11 protein-coding genes are annotated in these 16,613 nt (G+C 62.1%); 1 reads left to right on the top strand and 10 read right to left on the bottom strand.

What is annotated here, in order from left to right:
* Together ACP7D4_RS12520 and ACP7D4_RS12525 are read right to left on the bottom strand one after the other, a co-directional pair.
* Positions 1–2,067 carry an ATP-dependent DNA helicase gene (locus ACP7D4_RS12520; RefSeq protein WP_426209368.1) on the bottom strand — a complete coding sequence of 689 codons (2,067 nt, stop codon included), beginning with the start codon at positions 2,065–2,067 and terminating at the stop codon, positions 1–3.
* Between the two features lie 29 nt (positions 2,068–2,096).
* Entirely contained in the window at positions 2,097–2,297 is a 201-nt protein-coding gene (locus ACP7D4_RS12525; RefSeq protein ID WP_073212909.1) for a YdcH family protein, read from the bottom strand.
* 222 nt (positions 2,298–2,519) lie between these two features.
* Between ACP7D4_RS12525 and ACP7D4_RS12530 the strand changes: the two genes are divergently transcribed.
* On the top strand, positions 2,520–3,326 hold the full coding sequence (locus tag ACP7D4_RS12530; RefSeq protein WP_426102452.1) for a PP2C family protein-serine/threonine phosphatase: 807 nt from the start codon (positions 2,520–2,522) through the stop codon (positions 3,324–3,326).
* A 223-nt stretch (positions 3,327–3,549) separates the two neighbouring features.
* Here ACP7D4_RS12530 and ACP7D4_RS12535 read toward each other — a convergent pair whose 3' ends face one another.
* The 8 genes from ACP7D4_RS12535 to ACP7D4_RS12570 all read right to left on the bottom strand — a co-directional run bounded on the left by ACP7D4_RS12535 (position 3,550) and on the right by ACP7D4_RS12570 (position 16,449).
* The gene (locus tag ACP7D4_RS12535; protein WP_426209370.1) at positions 3,550–4,194 is read right to left on the bottom strand and encodes a hypothetical protein; all 645 of its coding nucleotides are present in this window, start codon (positions 4,192–4,194) and stop codon (positions 3,550–3,552) included.
* A gap of 27 nt (positions 4,195–4,221) precedes the next feature.
* Positions 4,222–5,319, bottom strand: a complete 1,098-nt coding sequence (zapE, locus tag ACP7D4_RS12540) for a cell division protein ZapE (protein WP_426102448.1) — start codon at positions 5,317–5,319, stop codon at positions 4,222–4,224.
* Between the two features lie 141 nt (positions 5,320–5,460).
* The gene (gene lpdA / locus ACP7D4_RS12545; protein WP_426209372.1) at positions 5,461–6,894 is read right to left on the bottom strand and encodes a dihydrolipoyl dehydrogenase; all 1,434 of its coding nucleotides are present in this window, start codon (positions 6,892–6,894) and stop codon (positions 5,461–5,463) included.
* Between the two features lie 13 nt (positions 6,895–6,907).
* On the bottom strand, positions 6,908–7,237 hold the full coding sequence (locus ACP7D4_RS12550; protein WP_426102444.1) for a PspC domain-containing protein: 330 nt from the start codon (positions 7,235–7,237) through the stop codon (positions 6,908–6,910).
* A gap of 58 nt (positions 7,238–7,295) precedes the next feature.
* Entirely contained in the window at positions 7,296–8,549 is a 1,254-nt protein-coding gene (gene odhB, locus ACP7D4_RS12555) for a 2-oxoglutarate dehydrogenase complex dihydrolipoyllysine-residue succinyltransferase (protein ID WP_426209373.1), read from the bottom strand.
* A gap of 61 nt (positions 8,550–8,610) precedes the next feature.
* Entirely contained in the window at positions 8,611–11,466 is a 2,856-nt protein-coding gene (locus ACP7D4_RS12560; protein WP_426102440.1) for a 2-oxoglutarate dehydrogenase E1 component, read from the bottom strand.
* Positions 11,467–11,742: 276 nt separating this feature from the next.
* Positions 11,743–13,998 carry a TonB-dependent receptor domain-containing protein gene (locus tag ACP7D4_RS12565; RefSeq protein ID WP_426209375.1) on the bottom strand — a complete coding sequence of 752 codons (2,256 nt, stop codon included), beginning with the start codon at positions 13,996–13,998 and terminating at the stop codon, positions 11,743–11,745.
* Between the two features lie 132 nt (positions 13,999–14,130).
* Entirely contained in the window at positions 14,131–16,449 is a 2,319-nt protein-coding gene (locus ACP7D4_RS12570; protein WP_426209376.1) for a catecholate siderophore receptor Fiu, read from the bottom strand.
* Positions 16,450–16,613 lie beyond the last annotated feature (164 nt).

Genomic DNA, 16,613 nt, shown 5'->3' on the forward strand with positions numbered 1-16,613 from the left:
TCAATCCTCTGCCGTGGTTTCTGGTTTGAAAAACGCGAGCACGTCCGCTTCCAGGCGGGTGCGTTTGAACGAGGGCAGGCTTTGCCAGACCCGCTTGCCGTACGACTTGGTGATCAGGCGCGGGTCGCAAATCATCAGCACGCCGCGGTCGGTCTCGTCGCGGATCAGGCGCCCGGCGCCCTGCTTCAGGTTGATGATGGTCTCGGGCAAGGTGTGGTGCATGAAGCCGTTCATGCCCTGCTTTTCCATTACCTCGATGCGGGCGGCGAGCACCGGGTCGTCGGGCGGCGCGAACGGCAGCTTGTCGATGATGACGAGCGAGAGCGCGTCGCCGCGCACGTCCACGCCTTCCCAAAAACTCTGGCTGCCCACCAGCACGGCGTTGCCCGCCCTGCGGAACGAGTCGAGCAGCTCGGTGCGCCCGCGCTCGCCTTGTACGAACAAGGGATAATCAAGCCCCCGCTTGGAAAATTCATCGCGCAGTCGCTCGGCCACATGCTTGACCGCGCGGATCGTGGTGCACAGGAAAAAAGTGCGCCCGCCGGCAGCTTCAATGCACGGCAGCGCCGCGTCGACCACGGCGTCGGTGTAGCCGAAGGCGTTCGGGTCCGGCAGGCCGGTGGGCACGTACAGCAAACCCTGCTCTTCATAGTTGAACGGACTTGGCCAGGTCTGCGCCGGCTCGCCGGCCAGCCCCATCTGGTTGGAAAAATGCTTGAAGTCGTTTTTGACCGCCAGCGTGGCCGAGGTAAAGATCCAGCTGCGCGGCGTGCCTTCGCGCTGGTTGGTGAAGATGGGCGCGATCGACAGCGGCGTCTTGTGCAAATGCAGCGACGACGAAAACGCTTCCACCCACAGCACGGCCTCGTCGTTCTCGACCAGCTTGCCCTTGCCGCTCTGCTTCCAGCCGTCCAGGCTGGCGGCCAGTTCCACCGCCCGTACCCGCACCTGCTCGATGGTTTCGGCGCGCGCCGCGTTTTCTTCGAGCACGTCGATCATCTCGGCCAGCTTGTCCTTAAGCGTTTGCAGGGCCGGAAAAAAATCCGATGACGGCATGATCTGGGCCAGCGACAAGCGCATGATGTCTTGCGGGAAGGTCAAGCGCAGGTCGCGCGCCGCTTTCTCGAGCACGGTGACGACCTTGGCCCAGTCCGGCCCGCCGCGCGCATGCGCCAAGCCTTCGGCCAGCACGTCGCGGCACAATTCCAGGATCTGCGAAGTCGACACGGTCTGGCCGAAGAACAGCGTGGCGGTGTCGGGCAACTGGTGCGCTTCGTCGAAAATGATGGTGTTGGCCGACGGCAGCAGCTCGGCCACACCGGTATCCTTGAGCGCCACGTCGGCAAAAAACAGGTGGTGGTTGACGACCACGACGTCGGCCTGCTGCGCTTCGCGGCGCGCCTTCATGACGAAGCAATCCTGGTAGTACTGGCACTCGGTGCCCATGCAGGTGTCGCGGGTGGACGTGACCAGGTTCCAGATCAGCGCGTTTTCGGGCACCTTGGACAGCTCGGCCTTGTCGCCCGAATTGGTCATCTTGATAAAGCGCGAAATTTCACGCAGGTTGCCCACGTCTTCGCGCGAGGTCATGCGGCCGTTTTGCAGCGTGCGTTCCAGATGGTAATGGCACACGTAGTTGGAGCGGCCCTTGAGCAGCGCCACCGACACCGGGGCCTTGAGCGCCGCGCGCACGGTCGGTATGTCGCGCAGAAACAACTGATCCTGCAAATTCTTGGTGCCGGTCGAGACGATGGTCTTGCCGCCCCACAGCAGTGCCGGTACCAGGTAAGCGAAGGTCTTGCCGGTGCCGGTGCCCGCTTCGGCGATCAGGGTTTTCTGGTCGGCGATGGCTTGGGCAATGGCTTTTGCCATTTCGGTTTGCGAGCGGCGCGGCGTAAAGCTGCCCACGGCGGGCGCGAGCGGGCCGCCGGCGCTGAACAGGCGGTCGATGTCGGCATCGTATTTGCCGGCCGGCGGCGCCGGCAAGGCGGCGTCGGCAGCGGCATCGGGGGCGTCAGGGGCGTCAGGCAAGGGCGGCGCGCCCGGCGCAGGAGTAGGATCGGTCAAGGTGGCGTTTGTAGTGAAGCGAAGACGAGTCAGGCCGGAACATCCGGCACCAATTGCATTTTCAACAAGGTGATATGGTCTTTCAGCTGCAGCTTGCGCTTTTTGAGGCGGCGCAGTTGCAACTGGTCGTGGTGCCCGTCGAGAATCAGCATGTCTATGACAGCATCCAGGTCGCGATGTTCCACGTCGAGTTCGATCAGGCGGCGCTGGATTTCTTGGACATCTGTCATGGTAAGGTATTCCGTACGGTTTTATTTCGATGACGGCATGGATGCGGAGCCGGAAGCGCATTACAATTTGTGACAAAAAGTGTGCACGGGAAAATGATTTCCGCTTGCAACATTTAGTCTGCCCGGTGCATAGTTTAATATACGGCGACGTTGCAGCCAATATAGATTGAACTCCAGTCCACAAAGCAACATGGTAACGCAGCCAGGACACATCTTACGGATATGAACCAATACAAGTTAGAAGCCGGCACCGCCCAGCACATTGGCGGACGCCCACAGCAGAACGACCGCACCGCCCTGTTCACCGGCGCGCGCGCGCCCGGCTACGTGCTGGCCGTGCTCTCGGACGGCGTGCTGGGCGGATCGGCAGCCTCCGAACAGGTATTGCACACTGCCAAACAGTTGTTTGACGAATTCAAGCCGGGCGACGCGCCCACCCTTGAACGGCTGGCCGAGCTGCTGCGCCAGATCGTGCACGAAACGCACTTGATCATCAAGATGAATGCGTTTACCACCAAGGTCGAGTCGCATTGCAGTTTCGTGGGTTTGATCATCACGCCGGACGGGCGCGCCGTGTGGGCGCATGTGGGCGATTCGCGGCTGTACCGTTTCGTCAAGGGCCAGTGCCTGGTACGCACCAACGACGCCGACTATATCGACTACCTGGTCAGCAGCGAAAAGCTGCCGGCCGATGCAGCCAAGAACCACCGCCACTCCAAATTGCTGGTCAATGTGCTGGGCAACAGCCGCAAGGAACCCTTCGCGACGATTGGTTTTCATGAACACATCGTCGCCGGCGACACGTTCTTGCTGTGCAGCGACGGTTTGTGGCATTTTTTCACCGATACCGAACTGGGCGCGGTCACCACCAAGACCACGCCGCGGCAGGCGTCGGAAATGTTGATCAACAAGGCTACCGAGCGGGCCCAGGGCAAGGGCGACAATTGCACAATGGCGATCGTCAAGTTCGTCAAGCCGCCCAAGGAAGTGAAAAACTACACTGTCCAAAAGCTGGGGCGCGCAGTCTGAGTGAATTCCCGCGTGCGAGCCTGGCGCACAAGGTGCAACAGCACATCAGAGCCACATCGTCCTCGCAAAGGCGGGGACCCATGGAACGGTTCAACTGAGCGAGCGTTCCATGGGTCCCCGCGTGCGCGAGGACGATGATGTTGGGGGTTCCGGTTACGCCATAGCGCGATGTTCGTGCAGCCGGGGAATCGCGTACATTGCATTGATTCTTTTTTGCCGCGTTCTATTTCGCCGCAGCTGCCGCTTTCGCCGCCTTCTCTGCAAGCTTCGCCTCAATCTCCCGCTTGCGCTGCTCCGCCTTTAACCGCCGCTCCTCGAATGCCCTCGCGTTCGCCGCGCGCTGCGGCGCTTCGGCCTGTTGCTGCGCGACGCGCTCGGCCTGCTTTGCCGCATGCTCGGCGCTGCGGTCCTTGAGCATCGCCCTGGGCACCGGCGCCGTCCGCTCGGGAGCAACGCGGGGCGCGCTCGCCGGCTGGGCCGCCATGCGCGCTTCGCCCTGCTCGAACTCCTTGACCGACTGCGCCACATCGCGGTCGCGCTGATCGACCGCAGCCTGGCGCTTGTAGCGCTCGGCCTCGACTTCAATGGCCCTCAGCACCGCCAGCCGGCTGCGGCGCTTTTCCTTGACCGCATCGAGGCAATTATTCACAAAAAACTTGGCATAGCACAGCTGCTCGCTGGCCGCGAACACCGACTCCGCGGCGGCGCGCTCGCGCGCCACCTCGTCGAGCCGGCGCGATGCCTGCGCCACCGACGCCGAAGGCGCTACCAGCGGTGCGACGGCAGGGGGCAACAGTGCCGTGGTGCAGGCGCCAAGGCTGGCCAAGGCGGCAAGCAGCGCCAGGCGCCGGATAAATGCGGTGATCATGATAGTGTCCTCTTGCTTGTCTGCTGGTCAGGCCAGCGCCTCGGCCGCGCCCCGGCGCTCCGCGTCCATATACTCGCGCGACTGCATTTCAATGATACGCGAGACGGTCCGGTGAAACTCGTTCGACAGCGTACCTTCGGTGTACAGCGCTTCCGGCGGCACCTGGGCCGACATCAGGAGCTTGACCTTGTGGTCGTAGAACACGTCGATCAGCCACGTAAAGCGGCGCGCCTCGGACGACTGCGCAGCCGACATCGCCGGTATCGCCGAGAGCACCACCGTGTGGAAGCGGCTCGCAATTTCCAGGTAATCGTTTTGCGAGCGCGGGCCACCGCACAGCGTGGCGAAGTCAAACCAGATGATGCCGCCGGCGCGGCGCAGGCAGCGGATTTCGCGCCCTTCGATTTTCAAGAGCGGATTTTCGTCATGAATCTCGGCGATTTTCGCGTACGCCGCGCGCAGGGCCGCATCGGCGGCAGCGCCAAGCGGCGTGTAGTAGCTGTCGACCTGTTCCAGCGCGCGCTTGCGGTAGTCGATGCCGGCGTCGACATTCATCACGTCGAGCTTTTCCTTGAGCAGCGCGATGGTCGGCAGCATGCGGTCGCGGTGCAGCCCTTCCGGGTACAGCAGGTCCGGATCGTAGTTGGACGTCATGATGAACGAGACGCCATGGCTGAACAGCGCCGAGAGCAGGTTGTACAGGATCATGGCGTCGGCGATGTCGGAGACGTGAAACTCGTCAAAGCAGATCAGGCGGTATTTCTTGGCGATGTTCTTGGCTACATCGTCGAGCGGATCGGCCACGCCTTTCATATGGTCGAGCTGGCGGTGGACGTCGCGCATGAATTCGTGGAAGTGCACGCGTGTTTTGCGCACCAGCGGTACCACGGAGTAAAAGCTGTCCATCAAAAACGACTTGCCGCGCCCGACGCCGCCCCACAGGTAGACCCCGCGCGGCACGTCCGGGCGGTTGATCAGGCGCTTGAAGGTGGACGAGCGCTGCGCGCGGAAGTGGACCCACTCTTCATACGCGCGCTGCAGGCGGTCGACGGCGCGCTGCTGCGCTTCGTCGGATGTGAAACCGCGTTCGGAAAGCGCGTGTTGATAGAACTCTTGGACGTTCATTTGCTTGCTGGCTCGGTTGGCTCAAAAACTTCGTCCTCGCGCACGCGGGGACCCTGGGGACGGTTGCTCAGACCAACCGTTCCTTGGGTCCCCGCCTGCGCGAGGACGATGTAATTGCTATTGTAGTGCTAAGTATTTCGCTTAGAAATTGAGCGAACGCTTGTCGATCGCCAGCGCCGCTTCCTTGGTCGCTTCCGACAACGATGGGTGTGCGTGGCAGATGCGTGCGATATCTTCAGCCGAGGCGCGGAACTCCATCGCCACTACCGCTTCCGAAATCAGCTCGGAAGCCATTGGCCCGATGATGTGCACGCCCAAAATTTCGTCGGTCGTCGCATCGGCCAAAAACTTGACCATGCCGGACGTATCGCCCAGCGCCCGCGCGCGCCCGTTCGCCATGAACGGGAAGGTGCCCGACTTGTACGACACGCTGGACGCCTTCAACTGCTGCTCGGTCTGGCCAACCCACGCGATTTCCGGCGAGGTGTAGATCACCCACGGAATGGTATTGAAATTGGTGTGGCCATGTTGGCCGGCGATACGCTCGGCCACGGCAACGCCCTCTTCCTCGGCCTTGTGCGCCAGCATCGGGCCGCGCACCACGTCGCCCACCGCCCACACGTTCGCCAGGCTGGTCTTGCAGTCGTCGTCGACGGCGATAAAGCCGCGCTCATCCAGCTTGAGCCCGACGGCTTCGGCGTTCAGGCCATTGGTGTTGGGCGTGCGCCCGATCGAGATGATCAGCTTGTCGAAAACGGCTTTGACGGCTTCGCCCTTGGCGTCCGTGTATTCCACGGTAACGTCCTTCTTGCCGGGCGTGACCTTGCCGATCTTGACGCCCAGGTTGATGCCCAGGCCCTGCTTGGTGAACAGCTTGAACGCTTCCTTGGCGATCTGCTCGTCGACCGCGCCCAGGAACGTAGGCAGCCCTTCGAGCACCGTCACTTCCGCCCCCAGGCGGCGCCATACACTGCCCATTTCCAGGCCGATGACGCCGGCGCCGATCACGCCCAGCTTTGCCGGCACGCCTTCGATCGTCAGCGCGCCGGTGTTCGACAGGATCAGTTTTTCGTCAAACGGAGCGCCCGGCAATTCGCGCGCGTTCGAGCCGGTGGCCACGATCACGTGCTTGGTCTGCAGCGTGTCGGTCGTAGGACCGCTAACGTTGATGGTATAGCCGCCTTCCACTGCCGCGCCGAAAGCGCCGCGACCATGGAAAAACGCGACCTTGTTTTTCTTGAGCAGGAACAGGATACCGTCGTTGTTCTGTTTGACGACCACGTCCTTGCGCTTCAACATTTGCGGCAGGTTCAGCGACAAGCCGGCCACGTCGATGCCGTGGTCCTTGAACGCATGGCCGGCATGCTCAAAATGCTCGGACGACTGCAGCAGCGCCTTCGATGGAATGCAACCGACGTTGGTGCAGGTGCCGCCCGGTGCAGGGCCGCCCTTGGCGTTGGCCCATTCGTCGATGCAGGCAACCGAAAAGCCCAGCTGCGCTGCGCGAATGGCGGCGATATAACCGCCCGGACCGGCGCCGATGACAACGACGTCGAATTGTTTTGGAGTGCTCATGAACGTATTCCTTTTATTCTTCTGGTACGAATATCCACATCAGCAGATAGATAAAGATGCCGAAACCGGCAAAGATGACGCACAGCGCGAATACCAGGCGCCAGACCCAGGACTCGACGCCCGAGACGCGCGCCAGGCCACCGCACACGCCGCCAAGCGTGCGGTCGCTGCGCGAACGGCGCAGGCGCGCTATTTCGCTGACGAAGTCGTCGCCCGCCGATGGCTTGGCCAGGTTGACCTGGGAGGCCAGTACTTTGGCCTTGGCCTGTTCGTATTCGGCTGCGCTGAGCGCGCCGGCCTGGTGCAGATCGTGCAAACGCTTGATTTCATCCGAGATATTCATGGTGCCACCTCATTCACATAAATCAGCAAGGGCACGCCGCAGGCAGCGCGCCTCCCGGTTACAGATCCAGCAGCAGACGCGCCGGGTCTTCCAGCGTTTCCTTCATCGCCACCAGGCCGAGGACCGCTTCGCGCCCGTCGATGATGCGGTGGTCGTACGACATCGCCAGGTAGTTCATCGGACGCACCACGACCAGGCCGTTTTCGACCACGGCGCGGTCCTTGGTCGCGTGCACGCCCAGGATGGCCGACTGCGGCGGGTTAATGATCGGCGTCGAGAGCATGGAGCCGAAAGTGCCGCCGTTCGAGATCGAGAACGTGCCGCCGGTCAGGTCTTCCAGCGTCAGCTTGCCTTCCTTGGCCTTGTTGCCGAATTCACCGATCTTCTTTTCGATTTCGGCGATCGACATCTGGTCGGCATTGCGCAAGATAGGCACCACCAGGCCGCGCGGCGAACCAACCGCGATACCGATGTCGAAGTAGCCGTGGTAAACAATGTCGTTGCCGTCGACCGAGGCATTGATGATCGGGTACTTCTTGAGCGCGGCGACGGCGGCCTTGACGAAGAACGACATGAAACCCAGCTTGACGCCGTGCTCTTTCTCGAACTTGTCCTTGTACTTGTTGCGCAGGTCGATCACCGGCTGCATGTTCACTTCATTGAACGTGGTCAGAATCGCGTTGGTCGACTGCGACATTACCAGGCGCTCGGCAATGCGGGCGCGCAGGCGGCTCATCGGCACGCGCTCTTCCGGACGCTCGCCAAAGTTGATCGCTGGGGCGGCCACCTGCTGCAGCGCAGGCTTGGCGGCGGCCGGGGCCAGTGGCGCCGGCGCTGCAGGCTTCACGCCAGCCGCCACTGCGCCCAGCACGTCGCCCTTGGTCACGCGGCCGTCTTTGCCGGTGCCGGTCACGTTCGACGTCGTCATGTTGTTGTCGGCCAGGATTTTGGCGGCGGCAGGCATGGCGATATCGCCCTTGGTCCCTGCGGCCGGGGCTGCAGCGGCAGCGGCGGGCGCTTCCACCTGCACCGGCGCGCTCGACACTTCCAGCGGGCTGACCTTGGCGGTGCCTTCGGTGTCGATGATGGCGATCACTTCGCCGGCCATGACGGTGCTGCCGTCGGTCTTGAGGATCTGGATGATCACGCCGGCGTTTGGCGCCGGCAGTTCCAGGACCACCTTGTCGGTTTCGATGTCGATCAGGTTTTCGTCGCGCGCGACCGGCTCGCCGACTTTTTTATGCCATGAAAGCAGGGTCGCTTCAGCGACCGACTCAGACAACACTGGGACCTTGACTTCGATTTGTGCCATGTAAAACTCCGTATCTTGTTATTAGCGGCGCCCCGCTCCTGGCGAGGCGCGAGCGCATCAGTTATTTGGTGAGGATGAAACCCTTGAGCTTCGAAAACGCGGTGTCCAGCAATTCCTTCTGCTGCGCGTTGTGCTTGTCGCCGTAGCCGACGGCAGGCGACGCAGAAGCCGGACGGCCCGCATACGCCAGGCGCTGGCCCGATTCCAAACTTTCAAAGATGTTGTGCTGGATCTGGAACCAAGGTCCCTGATTTTGCGGTTCATCCTGCGTCCATACCAGTTCGGTGAAGTTCGGGAACTTCTTCAGTTCTGCCGCGAACGACTTGTGCGGGAACGGATACAACTGTTCGATACGGATGATGGCAACGTCGCTAACGCCACGCGTCTTGCGGCTGTTGACCAGGTCGTAATAGACCTTGCCCGAGCAAGCGATCACGCGCTTGACCTTCTTGGCGTCGATTTTCTCGTCCATCTCGCCAATCACGGTCTGGAACGCGCCCTTGGCCAATTCCTGCAGCGGCGAACTGGCATCCTTGTTACGCAACAGCGACTTCGGCGTCAAAATCACCAAAGGCTTGCGGAACTGGCGCACCATCTGGCGGCGCAGCAGGTGGAAGATCTGTGCGCCCGTGGTCGGCTGCACCACTTGCATGTTGTTGTCTGCGCACAGCTGCAAGAAACGCTCGGGACGCGCGGAGGAGTGCTCGGGACCCTGGCCTTCGTAACCGTGCGGCAGCATCATCACCAGGCCCGAGGCGCGGCCCCATTTCACTTCGCCCGACGCGATGAACTGGTCGATGACCACTTGCGCGCCGTTGGCAAAGTCGCCGAACTGCGCTTCCCAGATGGTCAGCGTGTTTGGCTCGGCGGTCGAGTAGCCGTACTCAAAGGCCAGCACGGCTTCTTCGGACAGGACCGAATCGATGACCGTGAACGGCGCCTGCGACTCCGACACATTGCACAGCGGGACATAGGTGCCCGAATCCCAGCGCTCGCGGTTCTGGTCGTGCAGTACGGCGTGGCGGTGGGTGAACGTTCCGCGCCCGGCATCCTGGCCCGACAGGCGGATCGCGTAGCCGGACGACACCAGCGACGCGTAGGCGAGGTGCTCGCCCATGCCCCAGTCCAGGTTCAATTCGCCGCGGCCCATCGAGGCGCGGTCAGCCAGCACTTTTTCGACCAGCGAGTGGACCTTAAAGTCGTCCGGCACGGTGGTGATGCGGGTGGCCAGGCGTTTGAGTTCCGTCATCGGCACGGCGGTGTCGGCCGAGTCGGTCCACTTGCGGTTCAGGAACGGCAGCCAGTCGACCGCGTACTTGTTCTTGAAATTGGAAATGACCGGGTCGACCGTGTGCTTGCCGGCGTCCATGGCGTCGCGAAAGGCCGCCACCATCTTGTCGCCCGCGTCCAGCGGCAGCGTGCCCTGCGCGCCCAGCTTGTCCGCATACAGCTTGCGGGTGCCCGGATGCTGGGCGATTTTCTTGTACATCAGCGGCTGCGTCAGCGCCGGGGTGTCCTGCTCGTTGTGACCGAGCTTGCGGTAGCAGATGATGTCGACCACAACATCCTTCTTGAACTGCATGCGGTAGTCGAGCGCAATTTGCGTAGCCAGTACCACCGCTTCAGGATCGTCGCCGTTCACGTGCAGCACGGGCGCTTCGATCATCTTGACCACGTCCGAGCAGTACAGCGTGGAGCGCGCGTCGCGCGGGTCCGACGTGGTAAAGCCGATCTGGTTGTTGATCACGATGTGCATCGTGCCGCCCGTGCCGTAGCCGCGGGTTTGCGCAAGGTTCAGCGTTTCCATGACCACGCCCTGGCCGGCGAAAGCAGCGTCGCCGTGGACCAGGATCGGCAGTACTTGCGCGCCTTCCTTGTCGCCGCGGCGTTCCATGCGCGCCTTGACCGAGCCTTCAACCACCGGGTTGACGATCTCGAGGTGGGACGGGTTGAACGCGAGCGACAGGTGAACCGGACCGCCGACGGTCGAGATATCGGACGAAAAACCTTGGTGATACTTGACGTCGCCCGACGGCAGGTCGTCGCCGTGCTTGCCTTCGAATTCTTCGAACAGTTCCTGCGGCGACTTGCCCAGGGTGTTGACCAATACGTTCAGGCGGCCGCGGTGGGCCATGCCGATGACGATCTCCTGCACGCCTTTTTCGCCAGCGCGCTGGATGGTTTCGTCGATCGAGGCGATGAACGACTCGGAGCCTTCGAGCGAGAAGCGCTTGGCGCCCACGTACTTGGTGTGCAGGTAGCGCTCGAGGCCTTCGGCCGCGGTCAGGCGGTCGAGGATGTGGGTTTTCTTTTCAGCGGTAAAACTTGGCGTGGAGCGGATCGACTCGAGCTTTTCCTGCAGCCAGCGTTTTTCTGCCGGGTCGCCGATGTACATGAATTCGGCGCCGATCGAACGGCAGTAGGTATCGCGCAGCATGTTGAGCAGGTCGCGCAGCGAGCACGTCTCGGGGCCGAAATAGGTGTTGCTGATGTTGAACACGATGTCCATGTCGGCGTCATTGAAGCCGTAGAACGATGGATCGAGTTCAGGAATCGTGGGGCGCTCCTGGCGCTGCAGCGGGTCCAGGTTGGCCCACTGGGAACCGAGGTAGCGGTAGGCGGCGATCAGCTGGGTGACGGCGACGCGCTTGCGGCCCATGTCCGGGTCGGTCGAGGCGGTGACGACGCGGATCGGGCCGGCCTTGGCGCGCTCGGCGAACGATGCAATGACGGACGAATGCACGACGTCGGGCTTGTTCGAGCCGTCGACAGCGGGGACATTCTGCATGGAGTCGAAGTACGCGCGCCAGTTGTCGGGCACAGATCCTGGATTGTCCAGGTAGGCTTCATACAACTCTTCAACGTAGGGCGCATTACCGCCGAACAAATAGGAGTTGGCAGTGTATTGTTGCATCATCTTGCTCACCTTTCTTCGCGCTTCGCGAGTTTGGCGGGTTAATCTAACCTTCCGCGACACGGCCTGACCGGTTAGCGGATTGCACATCAAGTTGTGGGGAAGGACTTTTGTTGCTTGCGAGATTCTTTGAAAAGCACATGAGAATAGCGCACGACATTGTAACGCAACATCAGCAATCGTGAAAAAAGTCAGCGATCATGTTTTCCTCGCGTGCGATCACATGTTGGCGATCACCAAGCATTCGTGATCGCACTGCCAATGTTGACTGGGCAGGTGCTACTCGCCGCCCTGCTCCGGCCCGCGCTCGCCGCGCCCCTCGCCGGCGCCAGGAGGCCGCGGGCGGCCCTCGCGGCGCGCGCCCGGCTGGCGGTCAGCGCCGCCCGTCACCCCGCCAAAACGGTACGACAAGCCCACATACAGCAAGCGGCCATCCACGCGACGCTCGCTGATTTCCCGCAGCAGCGGCGTGTCGATGACGGTCGAGATTTTGTTCGAGTCAAACAGGTCGGTCACGTTCATGACCAGGTTCAGGCGCGGCGTGAGTGCGTGGCGCAGGCTCAGGTTGGCCGTGGCGGACGGCTCGCGAAAGCCCTGCCCGGTCAGCGTCTTGCCCTGCGCGTTCACGCTGAACTGCAGCTGGTCCTTGGGTGTGGGCTGATAACTGACCCGTGCGCGCCCGCTCAGCGAGCTGCTCTGGCGCACCAGCGCCGCGCCGGTGCTGTCGAAGCTGCGCTGTTCGGCGCGCGCCAGGTTGCCGCTGGTATTGAACGACAGCGTCGGACTGAGTTTGCCGCTCAATGAAAACTCGACGCCGCCGGCGCGGCTCTCGCCCGCATTGTCGCGCGTGGTCAGCAGCACGGTGTCGCTGATGAAGTAGCTGCGCTCGGAGATGGAATCGCGCTCCTTGCGCAGGTAGCCGCGCAGGCTGGTTTCGACAATGCCGAAGCGCGTTTCGTAGCCGAGTTCCAGCGAATCGGACTGCGACGGACGCAGCATAGGGTTACCGGCCGACACATTGAGTTCGTCCCGGTAGACCACGTAGGGGTTCAAGTCATTGCCGTTGGGCCGGCGGATGCGGTGCGAATAGCTCAGCCGCAAGTTGCCATCCTCAGATGCCTTGTAACTCACGTACATGCTGGGAATATAGTTGGTGTAGCTGTTGCTCGCCTCGATTGCGCTGGTCAGCTGATGCACGTCGACCGCCGTATGCTCCACGCGCAAGCCGCCGAGCACGCCCCAGCGCTCGTTCAGGCGCCGCTGGTACGAACCGTACAGCGCCAGATTGGTCTCGTCGACCCGGAATTCATTGCTGCGCGCGGCCACGAAACGTTCCATGCCGCTCGCCGGGTCGGTTTCGGCATACAGCGTGCCAAAGCTGTTCTGCATGTCCGACAGTTTGTAGCCCAGCTTGACAATGCCCTTGTCGACCGGGCGCTCGTAGTCGCCCGTGAAATCGGCGACCTTGCTGCCGGTAACATTGTTCTGGCGGCTGCGCCGCTCGGGCAGGCTGCTCGTTGCGTAGGTATTGCGAAACGCGCTGTCGGCACTGTTGTCCGACGAGGAGACGCGCAAATCCATTTTGAAAGTTTCGCCGGGCACACTGCCCTTGCGTTCCAGTCGCACGCCCCAGCTGGCGTTTGCACTGTCGCCGCCGCGCTGAGCGCTGCGCTGGTAGTCGAGTGGGGGTGCGAGCCCGTTTGAGGTGCTGGTGTAGTGATCCATGGTGCGCTGGTCGTTGTCCCGGCGCATCAGACTCGCTTGCGCGCCCAGCACGGTCTTGGCGTCCAGGTTGTAGGTCAAGCCCGCATTGAAACCGGCAGAATTATTCAGCCCGGTCGACTCTGATCGCTGGCTGCTGGACGTCAGCAGGCCGCTGCGCGGATCGGTCCGCTCGCGCGTCGATTCCCCCTCGCTATTGCGCCCGTCGCGGCGAAAGTGCAAGCCGCCCTGGAAGCCCAGCTTGCCTTGCTGATAGCTGCCCGACAGCGCCGTGTTGGCGCGCCCGTCAGGACCAACGTTGGCGTTGAGCACGCCCAGGCCGCCCGGCGTGCGGTTGCGCCGCATGACCAGGTTAAGGATCGGCCCACCGCCGCCTTCGTTGCCAAATTGCGCGCCGGGATTGTTGATCACTTCGATCGATTCGATATCCTGCGACGGCATGGCATTCAGGGCCGCGCCACGGCTGTCGCCCTGGAGCATGGCCGATGGCTTGCCATCGACCAAAATCTGCACATTGGTGCTGCCGCGCAGGCTGACCGTGCCGTCCGGGTCCACCGTGACGGACGGCACGTTGCTCAAGGCATCGGCGGCAGAATTATTGGTCGTGGCGGCATCGGACTTGACGTCGTAGACCTGGCGGTCGATGCGATTGGTCGGGCGCTCGCCCTCGACCGTGACGACGGGCGCCACCGCTGGCTTGGCGGGCTTGGCCGCAGGCGTGGTCACTGCCGGCGTTTGCGCGTTGGCCACCGTGCCGGCGCTCAGCGCGGCGAACGCCGCAAAAATCAGTGGGGTGCGAATTGCTGGATTCATCAGAGCGTAGTTTGCAGAAAATGTACGTACGGCGGCAACCAAAAAAAGCGCCGGGCCTCCATTTTTGAAGGAAACGGCGCTGTCGCATGAAGGAAGGATTGGTGCAGCCAATCCCTCGCTACCACAAGCTTATCAGAATGCGATGCTGGCAGACAATTGTGAAAATCGCTTCGGGCCGAGCGTGAAGCGCGAACCGCCATTGTTCAGTGAATTGACATAGAACTTGTCGAACAGGTTGTAGACATTGAGCTGCAAGCTGACATGCTTGCTCACCTTGTACGACAGCACCGCGTCGGCCACCGCGTAACCGTCCACCTGCGGCACGTTTTGCGTCGCGGCATTCAGGGTTGGGTCGATCAAGCGCTTTTGCTCCGACACGTAGCGGGCGCCACCGCCGACAGTGAGCTTGTCGTTGACCTTGTAGCTCGACCAGACGGTGGCGGTGACGTCCGGCGACCAGCGCACCTGCGCGCCGGCTGCATTGGCGCCGGTGGTGCCTTCGACGATCTTGTTCTTCATTGTCGCCACGCCCGCCGTGACCTGCCAATTGCGGGTGAACTGCCCGACCATGCCCAGTTCCAGGCCCTGCACGCGGCGCTTGCCCAGCTGCGAATAGGTATTTGTCGGCGCATCGAGCAAGCTGATTTCATTCAGGTTTTCCGTGCGATAGACAGCCGCCGTCAGTGCCAGCGTCTTGGCCAACGTCTTGCCCAACACGTCCCACTTGGTGCCGATTTCAACGTTGCGCGTGGTTTGCGGAACCATGTTCGGCGCGTTGACATTGCCGGCGCTTGCACTAAGCGCAAAGTTGCTGCTGCCAGGCGGTGTTTTTGACGTGGCGAACGCTGCATAGATGCTGCCTTCGGGCACCGGTTTGTACAGCGCGCCGGCCTTCCAGCTGACCAGCTTGCCCGAATCTTTCAGATAAGGCGCAGCGACGACGGTCCCCACCGGCAGGCTCGGGTGGCTGGTGGCCGTGGACAGGGAGGCCGAATTGGCCTCGGTGTTGTAGTGCTCCACCCGCAGGCCGCCGTTGAGGTGGAACTTCTCGCTCAGCTTGACGGTGTCGAACGCGTACGCTGCCGCAGTGGTCGTCGCGCCGCGCGTGTAGACGCCATTGAGTACGGGCGCAAGCGCGGTGACGGCATCGTTGACGCCCGGCTTGTACAAATTGGCAGTATTGTTGCCGTTGACGATGCCAAGGCCGCTGCGCCCAAACGCATTCTGCTTTTCCGACATGAATTCAAGGCCGCTCGAAACGGTATGCGCCACGCCGCCTAGCGTGAATTCAGTCACCAGGTTGGTCTGATTGGCAAGGATCTCGTTATCTTGCAGTACCGACTGGCGCGTTCGCGCGATGGTCCAGGTGGACGGCGCGCTGCCGGCGGTGGCGGTAATGGCATTCATGCCGGTCAGAATGCGATCAATGTTGGACTTGCCGTAGCGGGAAACGTTCGACAGTTTGCTGCCACCGGCCAGGTCGTGCTCAACCTTCACGGTCAGCATATCGGCATGCACCTTTTCAAAATCGCTGTCAATGCCGTAAAAATTGTGCGAGTCGACGCGCGCGCCGGCGCGTACCGCTGCGTCCCCGTTATAAAAGCCCTTCAGGCCGATACTGGGAATGCCGCCGTCGGGCAGCTTGTCCTGGCGGATGTGCTGCGATTGCAGCGACACGCGGGTGGGCGTGCCCAGACCCAGCGCCAGCGAAGGCGCAATGCCGAGCTCGGAGTTCTTGAGATGGTCGCGCCCCGTGACGCCGCCATCTTGCGCCATCACGTTCAAGCGCAGTGCGCTGGTCGCGCCGAGGGACCGATTGACATCGGCCGTGATGCGCTTGTTGCTGGCGCTGTTGATGCTGGCGGTACCCGTGTTGAAGTCGTCCGTCTGGGCGTTCTTGGAGGCCAGGTTGATATAGCCGGACGCGGCGCCGCGGCCAATGTCGGCTCCGGCGGGGCCTTTGGATACTTCGATCTGTTCAATATTGAAGGCGTCGCGCGTGACGGCGCCGAGGTCGCGCACGCCGTCGACGAAAATCGACGACTGGGTGGCAAACCCGCGCATCTGGAAGGTGTCGCCGGCGCTGGTGTTGCCGTTTTCGCCCATTTGCAGCGTAATGCCGGGCGTGTTGCGCAAGGCATCGACAATTGACGAAGCGCCCTGCTCGGCAATCAGTTCCTTCTTGATGACCGAAATGGTCTGGGTCGTGTCGAGCAGTGGCTGGGTCAACTTGGGTGAGGATACCTTGTTAGCCTTGTAAGGTACGTCGGCAGTGGCGGTGACGGTGGTTTCCGGCATCCGCGTTTCGGCGCCGGCGCTTTGAGCATGGACCTGGGCCTGGGCGAGCAGCGGAGCACCAAGCGCGGCGAGCGCAATGAAGGAGTAGGCCAAGGACGAGGGGGCGAGCGAGGGGCGTGCGGATAGGTGCTTGCGGTTGCGGATATAAGACAAGGTGTTCTCCCAGCGAATCGGATGATGGAACTGGCTGGCTGGGCTGCGCGGCTTGGCTGGCTAAAAATCATTGAACGCGAATGATAATCATTCTTATTACTGATGGCAAGCGCTATTTGGCAACAGAAATTTACATTCTTTCATGTTGACTCATCAAATGATAA

It is taken from the genome of Massilia sp. TWP1-3-3, from assembly GCF_049897805.1.
Classification (GTDB): domain Bacteria; phylum Pseudomonadota; class Gammaproteobacteria; order Burkholderiales; family Burkholderiaceae_D; genus Telluria_A.